24 protein-coding genes are annotated in these 25,028 nt (G+C 66.1%); 21 read left to right on the top strand and 3 right to left on the bottom strand.

Annotated features, from left to right (window positions below):
- The first annotated feature begins 30 nt into the window (after positions 1-30).
- The 5 genes from C7I84_RS05375 (at position 31) to eno (ending at position 6,063) form a co-directional block, all read left to right on the top strand.
- A complete protein-coding gene (locus C7I84_RS05375; RefSeq protein WP_106771130.1) occupies positions 31-657 on the top strand; it encodes an invasion associated locus B family protein in 627 nt (208 codons plus the stop codon).
- Positions 658-1,326: 669 nt separating this feature from the next.
- A complete protein-coding gene (gene proS, locus C7I84_RS05370; RefSeq protein WP_106771129.1) occupies positions 1,327-2,658 on the top strand; it encodes a proline--tRNA ligase in 1,332 nt (443 codons plus the stop codon).
- Positions 2,655-3,944 carry a lipoprotein-releasing ABC transporter permease subunit gene (locus tag C7I84_RS05365; RefSeq protein ID WP_106771128.1) on the top strand — a complete coding sequence of 430 codons (1,290 nt, stop codon included), beginning with the start codon at positions 2,655-2,657 and terminating at the stop codon, positions 3,942-3,944. The genes proS and C7I84_RS05365 overlap by 4 nt, the downstream gene beginning before the upstream one ends.
- A 1-nt stretch (position 3,945) precedes the next feature.
- The gene (locus C7I84_RS05360; RefSeq protein ID WP_106771127.1) at positions 3,946-4,629 is read left to right on the top strand and encodes an ABC transporter ATP-binding protein; all 684 of its coding nucleotides are present in this window, start codon (positions 3,946-3,948) and stop codon (positions 4,627-4,629) included.
- Between the two features lie 159 nt (positions 4,630-4,788).
- On the top strand, positions 4,789-6,063 hold the full coding sequence (gene eno / locus C7I84_RS05355) for a phosphopyruvate hydratase (RefSeq protein ID WP_106771126.1): 1,275 nt from the start codon (positions 4,789-4,791) through the stop codon (positions 6,061-6,063).
- A 605-nt stretch (positions 6,064-6,668) separates the two neighbouring features.
- On the opposite strand, the gene C7I84_RS05350 is transcribed toward eno, so the two are convergent.
- A complete protein-coding gene (locus C7I84_RS05350; RefSeq protein WP_106771125.1) occupies positions 6,669-8,471 on the bottom strand; it encodes an ABC transporter ATP-binding protein in 1,803 nt (600 codons plus the stop codon).
- 469 nt (positions 8,472-8,940) lie between these two features.
- Here C7I84_RS05350 and C7I84_RS05345 point away from each other — a divergent pair, with 469 nt between their 5' ends.
- The 13 genes from C7I84_RS05345 to C7I84_RS05285 all read left to right on the top strand — a co-directional run bounded on the left by C7I84_RS05345 (position 8,941) and on the right by C7I84_RS05285 (position 19,472).
- Entirely contained in the window at positions 8,941-9,264 is a 324-nt protein-coding gene (locus C7I84_RS05345) for an FtsB family cell division protein (protein ID WP_106771124.1), read from the top strand.
- Positions 9,265-9,458: 194 nt separating this feature from the next.
- Positions 9,459-10,502, top strand: coding sequence for a pyruvate dehydrogenase (acetyl-transferring) E1 component subunit alpha (gene pdhA, locus C7I84_RS05340; protein WP_106771123.1), 1,044 nt, complete (start codon positions 9,459-9,461; stop codon positions 10,500-10,502).
- 12 nt (positions 10,503-10,514) lie between these two features.
- Positions 10,515-11,951 (top strand): pyruvate dehydrogenase complex E1 component subunit beta, encoded by a 1,437-nt coding sequence (locus C7I84_RS05335; RefSeq protein ID WP_106771122.1) that lies wholly within the window; start codon positions 10,515-10,517, stop codon positions 11,949-11,951.
- 5 nt (positions 11,952-11,956) lie between these two features.
- Complete coding sequence (locus C7I84_RS05330; protein WP_133170061.1) at positions 11,957-12,349, top strand: hypothetical protein; 393 nt, start codon at positions 11,957-11,959, stop codon at positions 12,347-12,349.
- On the top strand, positions 12,346-12,963 hold the full coding sequence (locus tag C7I84_RS05325; protein ID WP_106771120.1) for a Uma2 family endonuclease: 618 nt from the start codon (positions 12,346-12,348) through the stop codon (positions 12,961-12,963). The genes C7I84_RS05330 and C7I84_RS05325 overlap by 4 nt, the downstream gene beginning before the upstream one ends.
- 2 nt (positions 12,964-12,965) lie before the next feature.
- Positions 12,966-14,381, top strand: a complete 1,416-nt coding sequence (locus C7I84_RS05320) for a pyruvate dehydrogenase complex dihydrolipoamide acetyltransferase (RefSeq protein WP_106771119.1) — start codon at positions 12,966-12,968, stop codon at positions 14,379-14,381.
- 147 nt (positions 14,382-14,528) lie between these two features.
- A complete protein-coding gene (locus C7I84_RS05315) occupies positions 14,529-15,071 on the top strand; it encodes an HdeD family acid-resistance protein (protein WP_106771118.1) in 543 nt (180 codons plus the stop codon).
- 12 nt (positions 15,072-15,083) lie between these two features.
- A complete protein-coding gene (locus C7I84_RS05310) occupies positions 15,084-15,512 on the top strand; it encodes a hypothetical protein (RefSeq protein ID WP_106771117.1) in 429 nt (142 codons plus the stop codon).
- Complete coding sequence (locus C7I84_RS05305) at positions 15,509-16,147, top strand: SGNH/GDSL hydrolase family protein (RefSeq protein ID WP_106771116.1); 639 nt, start codon at positions 15,509-15,511, stop codon at positions 16,145-16,147. Before C7I84_RS05310 ends, C7I84_RS05305 begins: the two co-directional genes overlap by 4 nt.
- A gap of 68 nt (positions 16,148-16,215) precedes the next feature.
- A complete protein-coding gene (gene lpdA / locus C7I84_RS05300; RefSeq protein ID WP_106771115.1) occupies positions 16,216-17,679 on the top strand; it encodes a dihydrolipoyl dehydrogenase in 1,464 nt (487 codons plus the stop codon).
- Positions 17,680-17,746: 67 nt separating this feature from the next.
- Positions 17,747-18,031: a GlsB/YeaQ/YmgE family stress response membrane protein gene (locus C7I84_RS05295; RefSeq protein WP_106771114.1), complete on the top strand. Its 285-nt coding sequence runs from the start codon at positions 17,747-17,749 to the stop codon at positions 18,029-18,031.
- A 9-nt stretch (positions 18,032-18,040) separates the two neighbouring features.
- Positions 18,041-19,006 carry a lipoyl synthase gene (gene lipA, locus C7I84_RS05290; RefSeq protein ID WP_106771113.1) on the top strand — a complete coding sequence of 322 codons (966 nt, stop codon included), beginning with the start codon at positions 18,041-18,043 and terminating at the stop codon, positions 19,004-19,006.
- A 7-nt stretch (positions 19,007-19,013) separates the two neighbouring features.
- Positions 19,014-19,472 carry a type II toxin-antitoxin system RatA family toxin gene (locus C7I84_RS05285; RefSeq protein ID WP_106771112.1) on the top strand — a complete coding sequence of 153 codons (459 nt, stop codon included), beginning with the start codon at positions 19,014-19,016 and terminating at the stop codon, positions 19,470-19,472.
- Here the strand turns inward: C7I84_RS05285 and C7I84_RS05280 are convergent.
- Together C7I84_RS05280 and C7I84_RS05275 are read right to left on the bottom strand one after the other, a co-directional pair.
- The gene (locus tag C7I84_RS05280) at positions 19,451-19,960 is read right to left on the bottom strand and encodes a CinA family protein (protein ID WP_106771111.1); all 510 of its coding nucleotides are present in this window, start codon (positions 19,958-19,960) and stop codon (positions 19,451-19,453) included. The genes C7I84_RS05285 and C7I84_RS05280 overlap by 22 nt on opposite strands.
- Entirely contained in the window at positions 19,957-21,177 is a 1,221-nt protein-coding gene (locus C7I84_RS05275) for a bifunctional 2-C-methyl-D-erythritol 4-phosphate cytidylyltransferase/2-C-methyl-D-erythritol 2,4-cyclodiphosphate synthase (protein WP_106771110.1), read from the bottom strand. The genes C7I84_RS05280 and C7I84_RS05275 overlap by 4 nt, the downstream gene beginning before the upstream one ends.
- A 140-nt stretch (positions 21,178-21,317) precedes the next feature.
- On the opposite strand from C7I84_RS05275, the gene dusB reads away from it, so the two are divergent.
- The 3 genes from dusB to ntrC are packed head-to-tail and all read left to right on the top strand — an operon-like array spanning position 21,318 to position 24,932.
- Positions 21,318-22,349 carry a tRNA dihydrouridine synthase DusB gene (gene dusB, locus C7I84_RS05270; protein ID WP_106771109.1) on the top strand — a complete coding sequence of 344 codons (1,032 nt, stop codon included), beginning with the start codon at positions 21,318-21,320 and terminating at the stop codon, positions 22,347-22,349.
- Positions 22,346-23,470, top strand: a complete 1,125-nt coding sequence (locus C7I84_RS05265; protein ID WP_106771108.1) for a two-component system sensor histidine kinase NtrB — start codon at positions 22,346-22,348, stop codon at positions 23,468-23,470. The genes dusB and C7I84_RS05265 overlap by 4 nt, the downstream gene beginning before the upstream one ends.
- Position 23,471: 1 nt before the next feature.
- Positions 23,472-24,932, top strand: coding sequence for a nitrogen regulation protein NR(I) (gene ntrC, locus C7I84_RS05260; protein WP_106771107.1), 1,461 nt, complete (start codon positions 23,472-23,474; stop codon positions 24,930-24,932).
- The last annotated feature ends 96 nt before the right edge of the window (positions 24,933-25,028 follow it).

Raw genomic sequence — 25,028 nt, 5'->3', positions numbered from 1 at the left:
CGTTCCGGATCATTGAGAGGAAAGGTCAAGATGACGAGCTCGAAAACCGACAGGTTCCGTCTTTCGGTGCTGTCCGCAGGCGTCGTCGGGTTGCTCGCCACGGGTCTTGCCCCGGCGTCGGCTCAGCAGCAGCAGCTTCCGCAGGGCTGGTTCAAGGCCTGCACGAAGCAGGAGGAAGTCGACATCTGCAACGTGCAGAACATCATCACCGCGTCCAACGGACAATTGGTGACCGGCATCAGCCTGATCGAGCTGAAGGGCAAGATCAACCGCAAGGTCTTCCAGGTGACCGTGCCGACCGGGCGCCTCGTGCCGCCCGGCATCGGCTTGCAGGTCGACAACGGCAAGGCGCAGAAGCTCGACTACGTCATCTGCTTCCCGGACCGCTGCGTCGCCGAGGTCCAGCTTTCCGACCAGCTCGTCGGCAACTTCAAGAAGGGCTCGGAGCTCACGCTGACCTCCGTCAACTTCCAGAACCAGCCCAATCCGGTGAAGGTGTCGCTGCAGGGCTTCACCGGCGCCTATGACGGCGCGCCGCTGCAGCAGTCCGACATCGAGGACCGCCAGAAGAAGCTCCAGGAATTCGTGTCGAAGAACAACGAGGACTTCGCCAAGAAGCTCAAGGAAGAGCAGGACAAGGCGAAGACAGCCAACTGACATCGACGCAAACGGGCGATACAGGAAGAAGCGGGGCGTCGTCCCCGCTTTTTTGATGCGCCGCGGCAGGCGAGGCCGAAGGGCGAGGCCAGTCGGGCACGCGGCAAATCGACAGCCGGCTCACGAGCCGCGAAGCGGCCGCCTTTCGCGGGGCCACAGCACTTCGTTTCGGCTCGGACACGGATACGGTGCGACGGGAAATGCCGCCGCCTCTCGCGGCCGCGCGCACGTCGTTTCTCCGCGTTCCGTCAAAAGTAGCTGAAAAATCTGCACAAAAAAAATGCAAGGCACAAGGCCTTGCAATTTTAACGCGTCCGATCTGCTTTCCGGTGTCCGGCGGCAGCAATTTCTCGCGCCTAGATCGCATCCTCCCAAGACTTGACCGCGTAGGAAAGCGAATTGCTCATCGCCTTCTCGGTTATGTGGAGGCACCTTAGAACAAGGGAGGACAAATTGTCACGGAAAATTTTGACGGGAAACAGCCTTTGATGTGCTGCACTGCACAATAGAACGGCATTCCTTGCACGAAAAAAAGACAGTTGTCCCGAGGGCCGGCGGAGCGCTTCGGACGGCCGGGTTTTCTTCCTGTCATGAAATCGCTATGAAGCGCGTGCAGACCCTCCCGCCTGCCGCCGATTCCGGCGCCTTTCCAGCACCAACGGACCTTTCATGCGGCTGTCGCGCTATTTCCTGCCGATCCTCAAAGAAACGCCCCGCGAGGCCGAGATCGTGTCGCACCGGCTGATGCTGCGCGCCGGCATGATCCGCCAGCAGGGGCAGGGCAGCTTCTCCTGGCTGCCGCTGGGCAAGCGGGTGCTCGACAAGGTGTGCCGCATCGTGCGCGAGGAGCAGGATCGCGCCGGGGCGCTGGAGATCCTGATGCCGACGATCCAGTCGGCCGAGTTGTGGCGCGAGAGCGGCCGCTACGACGACTACGGCAAGGAGATGCTGCGCATCAAGGACCGCCAGGACCGCGACATGCTGTTCGGCCCGACCAACGAGGAGATGGTGACGGAAATCTTCCGCTCCTACGTCAAGTCGTACAAGGACCTGCCGCTCAATCTTTACCATATCCAGTGGAAGTATCGCGACGAGGTACGGCCGCGCTTCGGCGTGATGCGCAGCAGAGAATTCCTCATGAAGGACGCATATTCCTTCGACCTCGACTACGCGAGCGCCAGGGCGGCCTACAACCGCATGTTCGTGTCCTATCTCAGGACGTTCACGCGGCTGGGGCTGCAGGCGATCCCGATGCGCGCCGACACCGGCCCGATCGGCGGCGACCTCAGCCACGAGTTCATCATCCTGGCCGACACCGGCGAGAGCCAGGTCTTCTGCCAGCGCGATTTCCTGTCGCTGCCGGTCCCCGGCGAGGATACCGACTTCAGCGACGACGCCGAGATCGGCCGCATCGTCAAGGAGTGGACGACGCCCTACGCGGCGACCGACGAGATGCATGACGAGGCCGCGTGGGAGCGGATACCCGAGGCCGAACGGCTGTCGGCGCGCGGCATCGAGGTTGGCCATATTTTTCATTTCGGCGAAAAATACTCGAAGCCGATGGGTGCCAAGGTGGCGGGGCCGGACGGCAAGGACCATTTCGTCTCGATGGGCTCCTACGGCATCGGCCCGTCGCGCCTGATCGCGGCCATCATCGAGGCGAGCCATGACGAGAACGGCATCATCTGGCCGGAATCGGTGGCGCCCTTCGACGTGGCGCTGATCAACATGAAGGCCGGCGACGCCGATTGCGACAGCGCCTGCGACGGCCTCTACGCGGCGCTGACGGCGGCGGGCCGCGACGTGCTCTACGACGACACCGACCAGCGGCCGGGCGGAAAATTCGCGACCGCCGACCTGGTCGGCTTGCCCTGGCAGGTGATCGTCGGCCCGCGCGGCGCGGCGAGCGGCGAGGCCGAGATCAAGAACCGGGCGACCGGCGAGCGCAGCACCGTGCCGCTCGCCGAGGTGGCGGCGCGGCTTTCGGGCAAGCCGGCATGACGGACAAGAAGTCGGCCGTCGCATCGGCCGGGGCCGGGGCGTTCTCGCCCTTCGAGCGCATGGTCGCCTGGCGCTATCTGCGCTCGCGCCGCAAGGAGACGGTGATCTCGGTCATCGCCTCCATCTCCTTCTTCGGCATCATGCTGGGCGTGGCGACGCTGATCATCGTCATGGCCGTCATGAACGGCTTCCGCGCCGAGCTGCTCACCCGCATCCTCGGCATCAACGGCCATGTCATCCTGTCGCCGGTCGACCTGCCGCTCGACGACTACGAAGCCATCGCCACGCGCATCGACGGCGTGCCGGGCGTCCGCTACGCCATCCCGATGATCGACGGGCAGGTGCTGGCCTCCGGCATCGCCGGCCCCGGCAGCGGCGCGCTGGTGCGCGGCATGCGCGGCGCCGATCTCGCCAGGATCACGCTGGTCGCCAACAACATCCGCCAGGGCTCGCTGGTCGGCTTCGACACAGGCGAGGGCGTCGCCATCGGCCAGCGCATGGCCGACAATCTCGGCCTGGTGCTCGGCGACACGATCACGCTGGTCTCGCCGGAAGGCGACGCCACGCCATTCGGCACCACGCCGCGGGTAAAGACCTATCCGGTGACGGCGATCTTCGAAGTGGGCATGTCGGAATACGATTCCTCGATCATCTTCATGCCGCTCGGCGAGGCGCAGCTCTATTTCAACCTGGAGCGGCAGGCGCAGACCATCGAAATCTTCGTCGACAACCCGGACGGCGTCGACGCGCTGAAGCCGCAGATCGAGGAGGCGGCGGGGCGCCCCGTCTACCTGTCCGACTGGCGCCAGCGCAACCAGACCTTCTTCTCGGCGCTGCAGGTCGAGCGCAACGTCATGTTCATGATTCTTACGCTGATCGTGCTGGTGGCGGCGCTCAACATCATCTCCGGCCTGATCATGCTGGTGAAGGACAAGGGGCACGACATCGCCATCCTGCGCACCATGGGCGCCACGCGCGGCGCCATCCTGCGCATCTTCCTGATGACGGGTGCGGCGATCGGCGTCGCCGGCACCGTCGCCGGCGTGGTGCTCGGCGTCGTGGTCTGCCTGAACGTCGAGAAGATCAGGCAGTTCTTCTCCTGGCTCTCCGGCACCGAGCTGTTCAGCCCGGAACTCTATTTCCTCAGCCAGCTGCCGGCCCGCATGGACCTCAGCGAGACGATGACCGTCGTCCTGATGGCGCTGGTGCTCTCCTTCATAGCGACCATCTTTCCGGCCTGGCGCGCCGCGCGGCTCGATCCGGTCGAAGCGCTGCGGTACGAATGACATGGCTGCCGACGTCGTCATCGAACTGAAGGCGGTCGAGCGCCACTACGTGCAGGGCCAGCGCAAGCTGACCATCCTCAACGGCGTCGATTTCTCGCTGCATCGCGGCGAGATGGTGGCGCTGGTCGCACCGTCCGGCACCGGCAAGTCGACGCTGCTGCACACCGCCGGCCTGCTCGAGCGGCCGGACGCCGGCGACGTCATGCTGGCGGGCCGCGCCTGCGGGCGGCTCTCCGACGACGAGCGGACGGCCATCCGCCGCAACGACATCGGCTTCGTCTACCAGTTCCATCACCTGCTGCCGGAGTTCTCGGCGGTGGAGAACATCATGATGCCGCAGCTGGTGAAGGGGCTGCCGGCGACCGAGGCGCGGGCACGCGCCATGCAACTGCTCGACTACATGCAGATCGCCAAGCGCGCCGAGCACCGGCCGGCGGAGCTGTCGGGCGGCGAGCAGCAGCGCGTGGCGATCGCGCGGGCCGTCGCCAATGCGCCGCTGGTGCTGCTTGCCGACGAGCCGACCGGCAATCTCGACCCGACGACGGCCTCCTACGTGTTCGACGCGCTGTCGGCGCTGGTGCGCCAGTCCGGCCTGGCGGCGCTGATCGCCACCCACAACCACGAGCTGGCGCGCCGCATGGACCGCCGCGTCACCCTGTCCGAGGGGCACGTCGTGCCGCTGTGACGGCGGAGCTTGCGGCCATTCCTTCTTCCGTTCGCGGCCCCGTGTGAGCGGGCTGTCGCATAAAGAAAGTAGGCTGCCGTCTCCGCTCCACATTGCCTTTTGCAGCACTTTGGCTAAGACGGGCGCGAAAATTCAATCGATCCAATCCGGAGGGACTTCATGACGGCGATCGTCGACATCATCGGCCGCGAGATTCTCGACAGCCGCGGCAACCCGACCGTCGAGGTGGACGTGGTGCTGGAGGACGGGTCGATGGGCCGCGCCGCGGTCCCCTCCGGCGCCTCGACCGGCGCGCATGAGGCGGTCGAACTGCGCGACGGCGGCGCCCGCTATCTTGGCAAGGGCGTCGAGCGTGCCGTGGAAGCCGTCAACGGCGAGATATTCGAGGCGATCGGCGGCATGGAGGCGGAGAGCCAGATCGCCATCGACGCCACCATGATCGAGCTCGACGGCACGCCCAACAAGGGCCGGCTCGGCGCCAACGCCATCCTCGGCGTGTCGCTGGCGGTCGCCCGCGCCGCCGCCGAAGCCTCCGACCTGCCGGTCTACCGTTATGTCGGCGGCGCTTCCGCCCACGTGCTGCCGGTGCCGATGATGAACATCATCAACGGCGGCGCCCACGCCGACAATCCGATCGACTTCCAGGAGTTCATGATCATGCCGGTCGGCGCGCCGTCGCTGCGCGAGGCCGTGCGCTGGGGCTCGGAGATATTCCACACGCTGAAGAAGGGCCTGAAGGAAGCCGGCCACAACACCAATGTCGGCGACGAGGGCGGTTTCGCCCCCAATCTGAAGAGCGCGCAGGCAGCACTCGACTTCGTCATGGGCTCGATCGAGAAGGCCGGCTTCAAGCCGGGCGAGGAGGTGGCGCTGGCGCTCGATTGCGCGGCCACCGAGTTCTTCAAGGACGGCAACTACGTCTATGAGGGCGAGAAGAAGACCCGCGATCCCAAGGCGCAGGCGAAGTATCTGGCAAAACTCGCCGCCGACTATCCGATCATCTCGATCGAGGACGGTCTTGCCGAGGACGACTGGGAAGGCTGGAAAATCCTGACCGACCTGATCGGCAAGAAGGCGCAGCTGGTCGGCGACGATCTGTTCGTCACCAACACGGCGCGGCTGCGCGACGGCATCAAGATGGGCGTTGCCAACTCGATCCTGGTCAAGGTCAACCAGATCGGCTCGCTGTCGGAGACCCTCGATGCGGTCGAGACCGCACACAAGGCGGGCTATACGGCCGTCATGTCGCACCGCTCGGGCGAGACCGAGGATTCGACCATCGCCGACCTGGCGGTGGCCACCAATTGCGGGCAGATCAAGACCGGCTCGCTGGCCCGCTCCGACCGCACCGCGAAATACAACCAGCTCATCCGCATCGAGGAGGAACTGGGCAAGCAGGCGCGTTATGCCGGGCGGGGCATTTTGAGGGGGTAGAGGCTGTTGCAGGCGCTCTTCTCCCCGTTCTTCACGGGGAGAAGATGCCGGCAGGCAGATGAGGGGACGGCCCTGACCTCGAAGATTGCGCAGCCCCTCACCCTTACCCTCTCCCCGTGAAGGACCTGTCGGCATTCACACATTTCGCTGGCGACGGGCGATGCCAAGAGCCGATTGCCGTGACCGCCTCTGGCTTCGCCACCGTCGAGGCATGGATTCCCGACACTCTCCGCTCGCTTCGCTCGCTCACGAGGTCGGGAATGACGACAATCATGATCCGCTTCCGCCAATCTCCGGCGTTGGCGACTGGCTGGGGCTTCAGTGATGTCGTCATTCCCGACCTCGTGAGCGAGCGAAGCGAGCGGAGAGTGTCGGGAATCCATGCCTCGACGGTGGTGATAACAAAGTCTCCACAGAATTTGTCGCCTGCCGATACCAACCCGTCTCGTTCGCACGGTGAGATGTGTGAATCCGATAGCCGTGAAAAACGGGGAGAGGGGGCATCCGCGCCGCAGCCAAGAGCCTTCCTCGGGAAAGGTACGATCTCTTCTCGATCGATGGCTGGAAGGATGCGGGGGGTAGAATGAGCACCCCCTCTCCCCGTCTCACATCAGCCCCCGGGTCAGCTCCAGCGCCTGGCGCTCGAACAGCCGGCGGTAGATGCCGCCGTCGCGGCGGATCAGCGCCTCGTGGCTGCCTTCCTCGGCGATGCGGCCGGCGTCGAACACCAGCAGCCGGTCGAGCGCCCTGACCGTCGACAGCCGGTGGGCGATGACCAGCGTCGTGCGCCCCACCATCAGCCGCTCCATCGCCTGCTGGATCAGCACCTCCGATTCCGAATCGAGGCTGGACGTCGCCTCGTCGAGGATCAGGATCGGCGCGTCGGCCAGGAAGGCGCGGGCGATCGCCACGCGCTGGCGCTCGCCGCCCGACAGTTTTACGCCGCGCTCGCCCACCAGCGTGCCGTAGCCTTTCGGCAGGCGCGCAATGAAGTCGTGCGCGCTGGCAAGCTTCGCCGCCGCCTCGATCTCGGCCTGCGTGGCGCCGGGGCGCGCATAGGCGATGTTTTCCGCCAGCGAGCGGTGAAACAGGATCGGCTCCTGCTGGACGATGGCGATCTGGCTGCGCAGCGACGACTGCGTGACCTCGGCGATGTCCTGCCCGTCGATGACGATGCGGCCGGCGTTCAGGTCGTAGAGCCGCTGGATCAGCTTGACGAAGGTGGTCTTGCCTGAGCCGGAATGGCCGACCAGCCCGACCCGCTCGCCGGCGGGAATCGTCACCGAGAAATCCCTGTACAGCGGCAGCCGGTGGTTTCCGTAGTGGAAGGTGACGTTCTCGAAGTCGATGCGGCCCGCGCCGATGCGGATCGGTTTGGCGCCGGGCCTGTCGACGATGCCGAGCGGCTGGTCGTGGATGTCGACCAGTTCCTCCATGTCGTTCACCGAGCGCTGCACGTTGCGCACATGCATGCCGACGTCGCGCAGATAGCCCTGCAGCACGAAGAAGGCGGTGAGCACGAAGGCGACGTCGCCGGCACTCGCCTGGCCGCGCGACCACAGGAAGAGCGTGAAGCCGACCACGGCGGCCCGGAGCACGAGCAGCGTGACGCCCTGCGCCGTGCCGCTCCAGGTGCCGCGCACCCAGGTGCGGTCGGTGCGCAGCCGCCATTTGTCGACGATCTTCGCCAGCCGCCGGTCCTCGCGGTCCTCGGCGCCAAAACCCTTGACCACGGCGTTGCAGCTGACCGCGTCGGCGAGCGCACCGCCCAGCCTGGTGTCCCAGCTGTTGGCGAGGCTCGCCGCCGGCGCGACATAGCCCAGCGTCAGCGACACGGTGACGGCGATGTAGACGAGCGAGCCGACGGCGACGATCAGCCCCATCAGCGGCCAGTACCAGCCGAGCAGCAGGGTCGAGCCGACCAGCATGACCAGCGACGGCAGCAGCGCCACCAGGATCGTGTCGTTCAGCAGGTCGAGCGCCCACAGGCCGCGCGTCACCTTGCGCACCGTGGAGCCGGCAAAGCTGTTGGCGTGCCAGTCGGTCGAAAAACGCTGGACGCGATGAAAGGCGTCGGCCGCGATGTCCGACATCATCTTCAGCGTGAGCGCGATGATGCCCATGAAGGCGATGTGGCGGAAGACGACGGCGCCGAAGGCCAGCGCGATCAGCGTCGAGAAGGCGGCGACGGCCGCATTCCAGGCGACGACGTCGCCGGCTGCACCTTGCGCGATGGCGTCGACCAGCCGCCCGGAATAGAGCGGGGTCAGCACGTCGGCCAGCGTGGCGACCAGCACCGCGCCGACGATCAGGGCGAGCCGGAACGGCTGGCGGCGCCAGTGGTCGGCGGTGAAGGTGAAAACGCTGCGGAAGGCGCCGCCGCGCAGATTGATCTTGAAACGAGCCATGAACTTGCCCGGACGAAGCGTCCGGTCCCAGCAATCGGTCGGAAATGAAAACGCCGCGACAGACGAAACGTCGGGAAGCGGCTACGGTACGAATGCGCGCCGGCCGAGCCGGGGCGGCGGACGGGCGAGCGGGACGCCGGTCCTGCGGCTATCTGTTGCCCGAAAAGCCTCGCGGCCTCCCGGGCGGGCAGCCGGGACCTAAGCCTCGCGGCCTCGCGTGATGCAAGATACTGTCATTCGTACCCTCCCATACGGGATTGAGGGAGGGACGCCTATAAAGGAGAATGGCCGCGCCGCCAAGCCGGGTGCAGCGAAAAAACCGGCGGTGGCACAACGAATGCCGCCGTTCCGCGTCGATCGTAGTCGGGGCCCGGGCGCCTTGGGCCATCGGGCTCGGGCATGCAAGGCGGCGTCGTAACCGGCCGTTAAGCAAGATCGGGCGAGATGGAGCGACCCAAGGAATCGCCCAATGTGGACACGCCAGTACCGCCCCCGCAAGACCGGCCGCCTGATCGTGCCGGCGCTGGCGGCGGTCGTGCTCTCCTATTTCGGCTACCACGTCTATCACGGCGAGTTCGGCATCAACTCCAAGGACCAGCTGCGCGCCCGCGCCACGGTGCTGCAGGCGCAGCTCGACAGGACGCGCTCGGAGCGCGTGGCGCTTGAGGGCAAGGTGCGCATGCTGCGCGACGGCAGCATCGACAAGGACATGCTGGACGAGCAGGCCCGCCGGGCGCTCAACCTTTCACATGCCGACGAGGTAACGATCATGTTGCCGTCACAAGCGAATTAACTCGAATCCAGTTAATTTGCTATACAGATAGACAATACAATCGGTTAGACGAAATACGGCTTCGTATTTTCATGCCAGCCATGCATTTTTTCAGCATGGCCGAAGGCTGCGCCGCGTGCTAGCCTCATCGCAAAGTGAGGGGGCTGCAAGGGCTCCCGGCATGTCCGCAAGAGACGATTCCCAGGGAGCGATGCATGGCCCAAGCCGCCAGGAAATCGTCCGCCAAGACAAGGGCGGACGGGAAATCCCAGCCATACCCGACGGCGCCGAAGCCGGCGGACTTCACCAAGGAGCAGGAACTCGCCGCCTATCGCGGCATGCTTCTGATCCGGCGCTTCGAGGAGAAGGCCGGCCAGCTCTACGGCATGGGTTTCATCGGCGGCTTCTGCCATCTCTATATCGGCCAGGAAGCGGTGGTCACCGGCCTCAAGATGGCGATGGCCGACGGCGACCAGATGATCACCGCCTATCGCGACCATGGCCACATGCTGGCCATGGAGATGTCGCCGCGCGGCGTGATGGCCGAGCTGACGGGGCGGCGAGGCGGCTATTCCAAGGGGAAGGGCGGCTCCATGCATATGTTCTCCAAGGAGAAGAATTTTTACGGCGGCCACGGCATCGTGGGAGCTCAGGTGTCGCTCGGCACCGGGCTGGCCTTCGCCAACCGCTACCGCGACAACAGCGCGGTGTCGCTGACCTTCTTCGGCGACGGCGCGGCCAACCAGGGCCAGGTCTACGAGAGCTTCAACATGGCCTCGCTGTGGAAGCTGCCGGTCATCTACGTCATCGAGAACAACCGCTACGCCATGGGCACCTCGGTGGCGCGCTCGTCGGCCGAGACGGATTTCTCGCAGCGCGGCGCCTCTTTCCGCATTCCCGGCATCCAGGTCGACGGCATGGACGTGCGCGCGGTCAAGTCGGCCGGCGAGCTGGCGCTCGAGCACTGCCGCACCGGCAAGGGGCCGATCATCCTGGAAATGCTGACCTACCGCTATCGCGGCCACTCCATGTCGGACCCGGCGAAATACCGGACCAAGGAGGAGGTGCAGAAGATGCGCTCCGAGCATGACCCGATCGAGCAGGTCAAGGCGCGCGTCATCGACAAGAAGTGGGCGAGCGAGGACGAGCTGAAGGCGATCGACAAGGAGGTGCGCGACATCGTCGCCGACTCGGCCGACTTCGCCCAGACCGATCCCGAGCCGGATGCGTCCGAACTCTGGACCGACATCGTACACTGAGGGAGGCCGGACATGCCGATCGAAATTCTGATGCCCGCCCTCTCGCCGACCATGGAAGAGGGCAATCTCGCCAAGTGGCTGAAAAGCGAAGGCGACAAGGTGACCGCCGGCGACGTGATCGCCGAGATCGAGACCGACAAGGCGACCATGGAGGTCGAGGCGGTCGATGAGGGCACGCTCGGAAAGATTCTGATTCCCGCCGGCAGCGAGGGCGTGAAGGTCAACACGCCGATCGCCGTGCTGCTGCAGGACGGCGAGAGCGCCGCCGACATCGGCAGGAACGGCGCGGCGCCGCCGCAGGCGAAGCCCGCGGATGCCGATACGCCGAAGCAGGCCGCGGATGACGCCGGCGGCAAGGCGCGTCAGTCCGCCGAGGAGCCGACGGCGAACAAGGATGCGGCCAAGGTTCCGGCCGCGCCGAAGGCGGAAGCCGCGGCCGATCCGGACATTCCCGCCGGCACGGAGATGGTGTCGACCACCGTGCGCGAGGCGCTGCGCGACGCCATGGCGGAGGAGATGCGCCACGACCAGGACGTCTTCGTCATGGGCGAGGAGGTCGCCGAATACCAGGGCGCCTACAAGATCACGCAGGGCCTGCTGCAGGAGTTCGGCCCGCGCCGCGTGGTCGACACGCCGATCACCGAGCACGGCTTTGCCGGCGTCGGCGTGGGTGCTGCGATGGCCGGGCTGAAGCCGATCGTCGAGTTCATGACCTTCAACTTCGCCATGCAGGCGATCGACCAGATCGTCAATTCGGCGGCAAAGACGCTCTATATGTCGGGCGGCCAGATGGGCGCGCCCATCGTCTTCCGCGGACCGAACGGCGCCGCGGCGCGCGTCGCCGCCCAGCACAGCCAGGACTATGCCGCCTGGTACAGCCACATCCCCGGCCTCAAGGTGATCCAGCCATACACGGCGGCCGACGCCAAGGGCCTGCTGAAGGCGGCGATCCGCGACCCCAACCCGGTGATATTCCTCGAGAACGAGATTCTTTACGGCCACTCCTTCGACGTGCCGAAGCTCGACGACTTCGTGCTGCCGATCGGCAAGGCGCGCATCCACAAGGCGGGCAAGGACGTGACGCTGGTCTCGTGGGGCATCGGCATGACCTATGCGGTAAAGGCAGAGGCGGAGCTGGCCAAGCTCGGCATCGACGTCGAGATCGTCGACCTGCGCACCATCCGCCCGATGGACCTCGACACGGTCATCGCCTCGGTGAAGAAGACCAACCGTCTGGTGGTGGTTGAGGAGGGCTATCCGCAGTCGTCGGTGGGCGATTTCATCGCCAACCAGGTGTCGCAGCGCGCCTTCGACTTCCTCGACGCGCCGGTGATCACCATTGCCGGCAAGGACGTGCCGATGCCTTATGCGGCAAACCTCGAGAAGCTGGCGCTGCCCAATGTCGGCGAGGTGATCGAGGCGGTGAAGGCGGTGACGTATCGGGGGTAGCGAGCGTGACTGATCTGCGGGAGGACTCAGATCATTCGTGGGACTTGTTGGACGCGGGCGGCGAATCGCTCGGAACCGTGGTCTTTCGCAAAGCGAATTTCCCCGCATGGATTTGTAACTTCGAGCCGACGGCTTGGTTCGAAGTTTATCGTGCATATTTCGCGCGGCACGCAACCGCGGTCGCCCAACAGGAGCATGAGTATCTCTTGCGTCACGACGAGGAGTTCGAATCCAAAGGGTTCTGCTTCCGATCCAGGCTGGATGCCTCCTTGCCGAACCCTGCAATGATGGAGATTTTCGATCTCGAAGCGTCTGAAAATCTCTTATCTTTCAGACCTAGCGACGAGTATTTTGATGCGTATGAGCGACTTAATATAACGCGCGAGATTGCCAGATGACCAAAACGAGCGGCCGCCCCGCCACCTACGCCGACCTAGAAGCGGTTCCGTCGCATCTGGTAGCGGAGATCATCGACGGCGAGTTGATGACGCATCCGAGGCCGTCGTTCCGACATGGTGGTTCGGCGACGGCCTTGAACATTCGATTGGGAGCGGCGTTCCAATTCAAGGATTCTGGTGGCCCGGGCGGTTGGCTATTCATTGTCGAACCCGAACTCAAGTTGGGCTCCAACGTTCTCGTACCGGACATAGCAGGCTGGCGCCGCGAACGACTCTCGGGCTATCCGGATACAAACCGCTCCACAATTGCGCCCGACTGGGTCTGCGAGGTTCTGTCGGCTTCCACGGAACGCCGCGACCGCACGGTGAAGACACGTCTCTACGCGGAGGCGGGCATTGGACATCTATGGATCGTCGATCCGAGGCAGCAACTGCTTGAAGTCTTTACCCTGTTGGAGCGACAGTGGCTCCTGGAGGGAAGTTGGACCTCGGGCGACGTCGTGAGCGCGCCTCCCTTCGAAGCGATATCCCTTTCTCTCGTCGACCTATGGCCGTTAGACCAGCCGCTCGGCTTCAATGAAGACCCGCAAGCCCTCTACGCCGGAGACCGCTGACCATGCCGATCAACATCACCATGCCGGCCCTGTCGCCCACGATGGAGGAGGGCAACCTTTCAAAATGGCTGGTCAAGGAAGGCGACAAGGTCGCTCCCGGCGACGTGATCGCCGAGATCGAGACCGACAAGGCGACGATGGAAGTCGAGGCGGTCGACGAGGGCACGGTCGCCAAGATCGTGGTGCCGGCCGGCACGGAGGGCGTCAAGGTCAATGCGCTGATCGCCGTTCTGGCTGGTGAGGGCGAGGACGCGAGCGCGGCCGCCAAGGGCGGCGATGCTCCTGCCGCCAAGGCCGAGACGAAGCAGGAGAAAGCGCCAACCTCCCCCTCGGAGGGGGGAGGTCGCGCCGAAGGCGCGGGTGGGGGTGAAAAGGCATCTCAGCCCCCCACCCCGGCGGCTGCGCCGCCGACCCTCCCCACGTCGGGGGAGGGTAAGCCTGCTGCGAACGGCCATGCCGCCGGCGAGCGCATCTTCGCCTCGCCGCTGGCCCGCCGCGTCGCCAAGGAAGCCGGCATCGACCTTTCGGACGTTTCCGGCTCCGGCCCGCACGGCCGTGTGGTCAAGGCGGATGTGGACGCGGCGGTCGCCGGCGGCGCGAAGGCGCCTGCCGGCAAGGCTGCCGAAACCGCCGCCGCCAAGCAGGCTCCGGCGCAGGCGCCGAAACCGATGTCGGACGAGGCGGTGCTGAAGCTGTTCGAGGAAGGCTCCTACGAACTCATCCCGCACGACAACATGCGCAAGACCATCGCGCGCCGGCTGGTCGAGGCGAAAAGCACCATCCCGCATTTCTACCTGACGCTCGACTGCGAGCTAGACGCGCTCTTGAAGCTGCGCGGCGAACTGAACGCGGCCGCACCGGTGAAGAAGACCGACAAAGGCGAGGTGCCCGCCTACAAGCTGTCGGTCAACGACATGGTGATCAAGGCGCTGGCGCTGGCGCTGATCGAGGTGCCGGACGCCAACGTCTCCTGGACCGAAGGCGCCATGGTCAAGCACAGCCATGCCGACGTCGGCGTGGCGGTGTCGATCCCCGGCGGGCTGATCACGCCGATCATCCGCAAGGCCGACCAGAAGACGCTGTCGGTCATCGCCAACGAGATGAAGGATCTGGCCGGCCGCGCCAGGAACCGCAAGCTGAAGCCGGAGGAATACCAGGGCGGTACGACCGCCGTGTCCAATCTCGGCATGTTCGGCATCAAGGATTTTTCGGCCGTCATCAACCCGCCGCACGCCACCATCCTGGCGGTCGGCGCCGGCGAGCAGCGGGCGGTGGTGAAAAACGGCGAGGTCAAGGTGGCGACCGTCATGTCGGTGACGCTGTCCACCGACCATCGGGCGGTCGACGGCGCGCTCGGCGCCGAACTGCTCGGCGCCTTCAAACGCTACATCGAGAATCCGATCGGCATGCTGGTTTGAGGAGATGCAGGGGACGGTTGCTTTTTCGGCCCGCGCGACCTCTGAACCGTCGCGACCCTTCCGCCGAAAGCAAGTAAACTGTCCGCGGCTACGGAGCCAGGGATGTCCAGGACGGACATCTACACTCCGGCAACTGAGGAGGGAGTAATGGCTACCGGTGAACAGGTTCAACGGCTGAAATCTTCCTGGATTTGGCTCGCCATCCTGGGTGTCATATCGCTGATCGGCGGCGTGCTGGCGCTCGCCAACCCCTTCGCCGCGACCTTCGCGGCCGTTCTGCTGGCGGGCTGGACGTTCCTTCTGTTCGGCATCCTGCAGATCATCCAGGCCTTCAGCGTGAAGGACTGGCCGGGTTTCCTGTGGTCGCTGCTGCTCGGCGTGCTGACGGCGGCGGTCGGCGTGTCGCTGCTTGCCAATCCGCTGGCCGGGGCGGTGTCGCTCACCATGCTGGTCGCGGTGCTGTTCGTGGTGCTGGGCGTGGTGAAGGTCATGTACGCTTTCTCGCTGCGTCCCGTCTCCGGCTGGGTGTTCGCGCTGATCTCGGGCCTGCTGTCGATCCTGCTCGGCATCGTCATCTTCGCCGACTATCCGTGGGCGGCGACGACCGTGCTCGGCATCCTGCTGGCGGTCGAGCTGCTGTCCAACGGCGTATTCCTGCTGATGGTCGCGTTCGGCCTGCGCAGCGCGTGACCGGCGGGCGCCGTGCGGGCCATCCTGACCTCGCTCATGGCGTTCTTCCTGTCGCTGCTGGCCGGCATCTTCGTCGCCCAGTGGCTGGCGCTGGCAACAGGGGCGACGGAGGAATTCATCCTGGTGTTCGCCTCCGTTCCGGTGCTGGCGGTCGTGTTCGCTTTGGTCTTCCTGCTGCCGCAGGTCATCGGAAGAACCAGAGCCAGCATCGACCGCGCCGGAAAATGGTCGCTGGCCGCCCTGGTGGTGGCGATTGCCGCGCTGCTTGCTTTCGAGCTTTGGGCGGTGGCGGGCGATACGGCAAAGCTCGAGGCCGATCTGCCGATGATCGCCGGCCTGGTGCTGCCCGGCCTGGCGATCGTCCTGGTCGACTGGCTGTTCGTGCGCTGGCGCGTCGGCATGCGCCGTGAAGGATTCGGACGGAACGGGACGGTTTCATGAAGAACATTCTCTGCTACGGGGATTCGCTCACCTGGGGCTATTCGGCCGAAGGCCCGGGGCGCCACGCCTACGCGGACCGCTGGCCGAGCGTGCTGGCCGCCGAACTCGGCTCCGGCGCGCTGGTGATCGCCGAGGGGCTCAACGGCCGCACCACGGCGCATGACGACCACCTCGCCGACTGCGACCGCAACGGCGCGCGCGTGCTGCCGACCATCCTGCAGACGCATGCGCCGCTCGACCTCGTCATCATCATGCTCGGTGCCAACGACATGAAGCCCTTCATCTGCGGCCGCGCCATCGGCGCCAAGCAGGGCATGCAGCGGCTGGCCGACATCGTGCGCGGCCATGCCTATCCGCACGATGCCAGGGCGCCGAAGCTGCTTATCGTCTCGCCGCCGCCGCTGACGCCGACCGAGGACGCCGATTTCGACGCCATGTTCGATGGCGGCGTGGCGGAATCGCGCAAGCTGGCGAAACTCTATGCCGAAGTGGCGGAGGAGAAGGGCTGCGGCTTCTTCGACGCGGGCTCGATCGCAAGAACCACGCCGCTCGACGGCGTGCATCTCGACGCCGAAAACACGCGGGCGATCGGCCGGGCGCTGGCGCCAGTCGTGCGCAAGGTGCTGGAACTCTGACCCATTCGGACAATCTCTAAAGGGACGGCAGCTCGGATGCTGCCGCCTGCAGGACCAAGGAGTAGCTTGTGGCTCAATCCTACGATGTCATCGTCATCGGCGCCGGTCCCGGCGGCTACATCGCGGCGATCCGCGCCGCCCAGCTCGGGCTGAAGACGGCGATCGTCGAGCGCGAGCACCTGGCCGGCATCTGCTCCAACTGGGGCTGCATCCCGACCAAGGCGCTGCTGCGCTCTGCCGAGATCTTTCATTATGCCGAGCACGCCAAGAGCTACGGGCTGAAGCTGGAGGGCAGCGTCACGCCGGACCTCAAGGCCATCGTCGATCGCTCGCGCGGCATCGCGCAGCGGATGAACAACGGCGTCGGCTTCCTGATGAAGAAGAACAAGGTCGACGTGATCTGGGGCGAGGCCAAGATCACCAAGGCCGCGAGCGCCGACAAGCCGGGCGAGATCGTGGTGGCAAAAACCACCAAGAAGCCGATGGAACCCCAGGGTCCGGTGCCGAAGAACGCGCTGGGCGAGGGCACGTACCAGGCAAAACACATCATCATCGCCACCGGAGCGAGGCCGCGCGCTCTGCCCGGCATCGAGCCGGACGGAAAACTGATCTGGACCTATTTCGAGGCGATGGTGCCGCCGAAGATGCCGAAGTCGCTGCTGGTCATGGGCTCCGGCGCCATCGGCATCGAGTTCGCCAGCTTCTACCGCACCATGGGCGTCGACGTCACCGTGGTCGAGCTCTTGCCGCAGGTCATGCCGGTCGAGGACGCCGAAATCTCGGCCTTCGCCAAAAAGCAGTTCGAGAAGCAGGGCATGAAGATTCTGCTCGACGCCAAGGTCACCAAGGTCGAGAAAGGCGCGGACTCCGTCACCGCCCATGTCGAGACCAAGGACGGCAAGGTGCAGAAGATCACCGCCGAGCGGCTGATCTCGGCCGTCGGCGTGCAGGCCAATGTCGAGAATCTCGGCCTGGAAGCGCTCGGCGTGAAGACCGAGCGCGGCGTCGTCGCCATCGACGGCTACGGCCGCACCAACGTGGCCGGCATCTACGCCATCGGCGACGTGGCCGGTCCCCCGATGCTCGCCCACAAGGCCGAGCATGAGGCGGTGGTGTGCGTGGAGAAGATCGCCGGCCTGCCCAATGTGCATCCGATGGACAAGTTGAAGATTCCCGGCTGCACCTACTGCAATCCGCAGGTCGCCTCGGTCGGCCTCACCGAAGCCAAGGCCAAGGAGGCCGGCCACGACGTGCGGGTGGGGCGCTTCAACTTCGTCGCCAACGGCAAGGCGGTGGCGCTCGGCGAGGACCAGGGCATGGTCAAGACCGTGTTCGACAAGAAGACCGGCCAGCTTCTCGGCGCCCATATGGTCGGCGCGGAAGTCACCGAGTTGATCCAGGGTTTTGTCGTCGCCATGAATCTGGAGACCACCGAGGAAGAGCTGATGCACACCATCTTCCCGCATCCGACCCTCTCGGAGGCGATGAAGGAGGCCGTGCTCGACGCGTACGGGCGCGTGCTGAACGCATAGCGGGTTTGCGTCGGCGGCCTGTCGGTCGCGTGCCTGCCTGCCTATATTGGCGTGAATGGAGGCGAGAATGGACCAGAGCTACGGAATCCTCAGCATGCCGGGCACCGGCTTTTTCGGCATGCTGGTCATCGGCTTCCTTGCCGGCTACGTCGCCGAGAAGACGATGAACCGCGACCACGGGTTCCTGACCAACATCCTGGTCGGCATCGCCGGGTCGTTCGTCGGCGGTACTCTGGCAGGGTTGATCGGCTTCAACTATTACGGTTTCCTCGGCAATCTGGTCGTCGCCATCGCAGGCGCGATCCTCATTCTTTGGATTTTCGGCCGCTCGCAGGCCGCCGGTTCCAGATAGGAAGCAGGAATGGTCACAGTCCTCGACCGAATCGCTACGCCGCCGCGGCCGCGCCATCCCGAGAAGGCGCACCGCCCGGACCAGGAGGTGCTGCGCAAGCCGGACTGGATCCGGGTCAAGGCACCGACGTCGCCGGGTTATGCCGAGACGCGCGAGATCGTGCGCTCGCACAAGCTGGTCACCGTCTGCGAGGAGGCCGGCTGCCCCAATATCGGCGAATGCTGGGACAAGAAGCACGCCACCTTCATGATCATGGGCGAGATCTGCACGCGCGCCTGCGCCTTCTGCAACGTCGCCACCGGCAAGCCCGGGCCGCTCGACCCGACGGAGCCCGGCAGCGTCGCCCGCGCGGTGCGCAAGATGGGGCTGTCGCATGTCGTCATCACCTCGGTCGACCGCGACGACCTCGCCGACGGCGGCGCCCGCCATTTCGCCGCGGTGATCCGCAACATCCGAGCGCTCAACCCCGACACGACCATCGAGATCCTGACACCCGATTTCCTGCGCAAGGAAGGCGCGCTGGAGATCGTCGTGGCGGCGAGGCCCGACGTCTTCAACCACAATCTGGAGACCGTGCCCTCGAACTACCTGACCGTGCGGCCGGGCGCCCGCTACTTCCATTCTATCCGGCTGCTGCAGCGGGTGAAGGAGCTCGATCCGTCGATCTTCACCAAGTCGGGGATCATGGTCGGCCTCGGCGAGGAGCGCAACGAGGTGCTGCAGCTGATGGACGACCTGCGCTCGGCCGACGTCGACTTCATGACCATCGGCCAGTACCTGCAGCCGTCGAAGAAGCACCACCCGGTGAAGAAGTTCGTCACGCCGGAGGAATTCAAGTCCTACGAGACGATCGGCCTGTCGAAGGGTTTCCTGGTGATGGCGTCCAGCCCACTGACGCGCTCCTCGCACCACGCCGGCGACGACTTCGCCCGGCTGCGCGCCGCCCGCGAGGATATGCTGAGAAGGGCCGGCTGAGGCGCCGATGCCCAGTTTCGAAACCGTCCGCCATGTCCGGCACACGCCGGAGCACATGTTCGCGCTGGTCGCCGACGTCGAGCGCTATCCGGAGTTCCTGCCGCTGTGCGAGGCGCTCACCGTGCGCTCGCGCAAGGAGCGCGACGGCCAGTCCGTGCTGGTCGCCGACATGACCGTCGGCTACAAGGCGATCCGCGAGACGTTCACCAGCCAGGTGCATCTGAAGCCCGACGAGAACCGCATCGAAGTGCGCTACATCGACGGGCCGTTCAAATATCTGAGCAATGTCTGGTGGTTCGAGCAGGCGGAGCCGGGAGCGGCGAACATCCATTTCTCGATCGAATACGAATTCAAGAGCCGGCTGCTCGGCATGCTGATGGGCTCGATGTTCGACCGCGCCTTCCGCATGTTTTCCGAAGCTTTCGAGAAGCGTGCGGACGCGATCTACGGCGTGCCGGTGACCTGACCGTCCTCCAGCGCTGCCAGCCCCAGCTCCAGCGCAGTGCGGACGGTTTCGCGGCGGATGAAGTCGCGGCCGCGATTGTCGAACACATGCTTTTCCGCGAGCGGGGCGCGACCGGCGAGCGCCAGGCCGAACCACACCAGCCCGACCGGCTTCTCGGCCGAGCCGCCGTCCGGGCCGGCGATGCCGGTGACGGCGAGCGCGATGCCGGCACGCGAGCGGGCAAGCGCCCCCGACGCCATTTCCAGCGCGGTCTCGCGCGACACCGCGCCATGCGCTGCGAGCGTCGCCGCCGACACGCCGAGCATGTCGATCTTGGCTTCGTTGGAATAAGTCACGAAGCCGCGATCGACGACGGCGGACGAGCCGGCGATGTCGGTCAGCGCAGCGACGATCATGCCGCCGGTGCAGGATTCGGCGGTTGCCGCCATCATTTTCCGGCGCCGGCAGGCGTCGAGGAAACGATCCGCCAGGCCGCCGATGTCGGTCACGGCTCCAGCCCTCCCGGAAAGATGACGGTGGCGGTGGCGATGGCGGCGATGCCTTCGCCGCGGCCGATGAAGCCGAGCTTCTCGTTGGTCGTCGCCTTCACCGAGACGCGTCCCGCGCCGATCTTCAGCATCGCCGCCATGGCCGAGACCATGGCCTCGCGGTGCGGCCCGACCTTCGGCGCCTCGCAGATCAGCGTCACGTCGGCATTGGCGATGCGTCCGCCCTGGGCGCGCACCAGCGAGGCGGCGTGCTCGACGAACAGTTTCGACGGCGCGCCCTTCCATTGCGGGTCGGAGGGCGGGAAATGCGTGCCGATGTCTCCGGCCCCGCAGGTGGCCAGCAGCGCGTCGGTAAGCGCGTGCAGGCCGACATCGGCGTCGGAATGGCCGGACAGTTTTTTTGTATGCGCCACCTGCACTCCGCAGAGCCAGACGTGATCGCCGTCCTCGAAGGAATGGACATCGTAGCCGTTGCCGGTGCGCACGTCCGGAAAATGCATCGAGTCGCCCGAGAGGCGGCGGTCGGCCATGTCTATGTCTCCGGCCCATGTCAGCTTGATGTTGGCGGAAGAGCCTTCCACGAGCTTGACCGGCATGCCGGTCCACTCGGCGATCGCCGCGTCGTCGGTGAAGTCGCTCCTTCCCGCCCGGTGCGCCTTCACATGCGCGGCATGGATGGGCCAGAAGGGAAAACCCTGTGGCGTCTGCGCGGTGAACAGCCCCTGGCGCGGCACCGTCGCGGCGACGAGGCCGCCGTCGCCGCGCTTCAGCGTGTCGGCGACGGCCAGGACGGGCAGCGCCGCCTGCCGCTCGCCGATCGCCGCAATCGTGCGGTCGATCAGCGCCGCGTCGACAAACGGCCGCACCGCGTCGTGGATCAGCACCTTGGCGGGCGCCGCCTCGCGCAGCGCCTGCAGGCCGAGGCGCACGGAATCCTGGCGTGTCACGCCGCCCTCTACCGCGATCACCTTGTCGCAGAGCGGGCCGAGTGCCGCCGTGCACAGCGCGTGATCGTCGGGATGGATGACCGTGACGACCGAGCCAATCGCCGGATGGGCCATAAACGCGTCGAGGGTGCGTCGAATGATCGGCTTGCCGCCGATGCTGCGATACTGCTTTGGTCCCCCGGCCTGTCCGGCGCGCTCGCCGCGACCCGCCGCCACGATGACGAGGGCGACGTCGCCTTGCGTTTCGGGAAAGGAAGCTGGGACGGACATGCCGGGACGCTTAATCGGAGCCGCCGGGAAGGGCCAGAGTTTTCCGTTCCCATTGCTAAAATTCACCTGCTCGGCAGTTGCGCTTCGTCCCGATTCTGTCTAGCAATTGTGCATGGTATACGGATGCTTGGTTTTTGTGCATGTATGAGGCGTCGCTGCTGGCCCAGCCATTGACGGTCGGCGGCAAGACCATCCGCAACCGCGTCTTCCTGGCGCCGATGTCGGGCATCACCGACGGCGCCATGCGCATGCGCGCCCATCGCCATGGCGCCGGGCTCGTCGTCTCGGAGATGGTGGCGAGCGGCGAGCTGGCGAAGGGGCGCGCCGGCTCGCAGCAGCGCATCCGCCATTCCGGCCTCGACATTCATGTGGTCCAGCTTGCGGGACGCGAGGCCGGGCATATGGCCGAGGCCGCCCGCATCGCCGCGGGCGAGGGCGCCGATATCGTCGACATCAACATGGGCTGCCCGGCCAAGAAGGTAACCGGCGGCTATGCCGGCTCGGCGCTGATGCGCGACCTCGACCATGCCGTGTCGCTGATCGACGCCGTGATCGGCGCCGTGGACCTGCCGGTGACGGTGAAGATGCGGCTGGGATGGGACGAGAACGCGCTCAACGCGCCGGCGCTGGCGCGCCGCGCCGAAGACGCCGGCGTGCGCATGGTGACCGTGCACGGCCGCACCCGCTGCCAGTTCTACGAGGGCAAGGCCGACTGGCGGGCGATCCGCCGGGTCAAGGAGGCGGTTTCCATTCCGGTCGTCGCCAATGGCGACGTGAGCGACCTCGCGGACGCCGAGGCCGTGCTGCGGCAGTCCGGCGCCGACGCCGTCATGGTCGGCCGCGCCAGCTACGGCGCACCGTGGACGGCCGGCCGGATCGCCCATGCTGCCGCCGGCGTGGACGGCGAGGGAGAGCCGACCCCCGGCGAGGCGCTGGCCGACTACGTCGTCGCTCACTACGAGGACATGCTGGCGCTCTACGGCACGGAAAGCGGCCTGCGCCAGGCGCGAAAGCATCTCGGCTGGTATCTCGACCGCCATGCCCCGCGCACCGATCCGGCATCGCGCTCGGAGATCCTGCGTTCGCTCGACCCGGCCGCAGTCGTCGCCGGCCTGCGCCGGGCGTTCCTGGTCGCCAGCGAGGAATCCCACCAGATGCGGAGCGCAGCATGAACCTGGTGCCACCGCCTGCCGGCGCCGAAGAGGCCGCACAGATCGTGCTGAACACGATCCGGCGCCCGGTGATCATGCTCGGGCCGGACGGGCACATCACCTACGCCAATGCCGACGCGGAGGATTTCTTCCGCTCCAGCGCGCCGATGCTGGCGCGCACCACGCTGGCGCGCTTCGTGCCGTTCGGCAGCCCGATCCTGACGCTGATCGACCAGGTGCGCGAGCGCAACGCGCCGGTCAACGAATACCGCGTCGACCTGTCGTCGCCGCGGCTCGGCATCGAGCGGATCGTCGATCTGTATGTCGCCCCGGTGCCGGAGTTGCCGGGTTCGGTCGTCATCATGTTCCAGGAACGGTCGATGGCCGATAAGATCGACCGGCAGATGACGCACCGGGGTGCCGCGCGCTCGGTGACCGGGCTCGCCGCCATGCTGGCGCACGAGATCAAGAACCCGCTGTCGGGCATCCGCGGCGCCGCGCAACTGCTGGAGACTGTGGTTTCCGACGACGACCGGGCGCTCACCCGTCTGATCACCGACGAGACCGACCGTATCGTCTCGCTGGTCGACCGCATGGAGGTGTTTTCCGACGAGCGGCCGATCGACCGCTATCCGGTGAACATCCATGTGGTGCTCGACCATGTGAAGGCGATCGCCCGCAACGGCTTCGCCAGCAAGGTCAAGGTCATCGAGGACTACGACCCGTCGCTGCCGCCGGTCTATGCCAACCGCGACCAGCTCGTGCAGGTGTTCCTCAACCTGATCAAGAACGCGGCGGAGGCGACCGGCAACGTGCCGAGCGCCGAAATCACGCTGTCGACGGCGTTCCGCCCCGGCATCCGCGTCTCGGCGCCGGGCTCGCAGGACCGCGTGTCGCTGCCGCTCGAATTCTGCGTCCACGACAACGGTCCGGGCGTTCCCGACGACCTGCTGCCGATCCTGTTCGACCCGTTCATCACGACCAAGCCGAACGGCTCGGGCCTCGGCCTGGCGCTGGTCGCGAAAATCGTCGGCGAGCATGGCGGCATCGTCGAATGCGATTCGACGACACGCGGAACGACCTTCCGCATCCTCATGCCGGCGTGGAAGGAAGCGCCGGCCAGCGACGGCACGGAGAGGTGACATGAAGCCCCGCGGCAACATCCTTGTGGCGGACGACGACGCCGCCATTCGCACCGTGCTCAATCAGGCGCTGTCACGGGTCGGCCATGACGTGCGCGTCACCTCCAACGCCGCGACGCTGTGGCGCTGGGTGGCGGCCGGCGACGGCGACATCGTCATCACCGACGTGGTGATGCCCGACGAGAATGCCTTCGACATGCTGCCGCGCATCAAGAAGGCGCGGCCGGAACTGCCGGTCATCGTCATGAGCGCGCAGAACACCTTCATGACGGCGATCCGCGCCTCCGAGACCGGCGCCTATGAATATCTGCCGAAGCCGTTCGATCTCAACGAGCTCTTGTCCATCGTCAACCGGGCGCTGTCGGAGCCGCGGCGCCGGCCGCTCGGCGATCCCGGCGCCGACGACCAGGCGGACTCGATGCCGCTGGTCGGCCGCTCGCCGGCCATGCAGGACATCTACCGCATGCTGGCGCGCATGATGCAGACCGACCTCACGGTGATGATCAACGGCGAATCGGGCACCGGCAAGGAACTGGTGGCGCGCGCGCTGCACGAATACGGACGCCGCCGCAACGGCCCGTTCGTCGCCATCAACATGGCGGCGATCCCGCGCGACCTGATCGAATCGGAACTGTTCGGCCACGAGAAGGGCGCCTTCACCGGCGCGCAGAACCGCTCGACCGGGCGCTTCGAGCAGGCCGAGGGCGGCACGCTCTTCCTCGACGAGATCGGCGACATGCCGATGGAGGCGCAGACCAGGCTGCTGCGCGTGCTGCAGCAGGGCGAATACACGACCGTCGGCGGCCGCACGCCGATCAAGACCGACGTGCGCATCGTCGCGGCCACCAACAAGGACCTGCGCTCGCTCATCAACCAGGGCCTCTTCCGGGAAGATTTGTTCTATCGAATCAATGTCGTGCCGCTCCGTCTTCCGCCATTGCGCGAACGCTCGGAGGACATACCGGACCTCGTCCGCCACTTCTTCAAGCAGGGCGAGCAGGAGGGGCTGCAGACAAAACGCATCTCCTCCGGCGGCATCGAGCTGATGAAGCGCTATCCTTGGCCGGGCAATGTGCGCGAGCTGGAGAACCTGATTCGCCGCCTGGCGGCGCTCTACGCGCAGGACGAGATCTCCGCCGAGGTGATCGAGCAGGAGCTGAAGACCGCCGACCAGCCGAGCATGCCGGGCGGCCGGCTGCTGCCGGACGATCTGTCGATCGGCCAGGCGGTCGAGCATTATCTGCAGCGCTATTTCGCAGCTTTCGCCGGCGAGCTGCCGCCGTCCGGCCTCTATCAGCGCGTGCTCACCGAGGTGGAGTTTCCGCTGGTGCTGGCGGCGATGACGGCGACGCGCGGCAACCAGATCAAGGCCGCCGACCTGCTCGGCCTGAACCGCAACACGCTGCGCAAGAAGATCCGCGAGCTCGGCGTCAACGTCTACCGGGCGGCGAAGCCGGGTTAGGATCGACAAAGCCGATCCTGGCGGCTCGCCGATGACGGGCGGCCGCCGGCGTGCTGCAAATTTTGGGGACCATCGGTTCCGTAGCCGGCAGCTTTG

The sequence above is a fragment of the Kumtagia ephedrae genome, from assembly GCF_003012745.1.
Lineage (GTDB): Bacteria > Pseudomonadota > Alphaproteobacteria > Rhizobiales > Rhizobiaceae > Kumtagia > Kumtagia ephedrae.
Note: the sequence above shows the minus strand (reverse complement) of the source record. Positions and strands in the feature narration are given on the sequence as shown.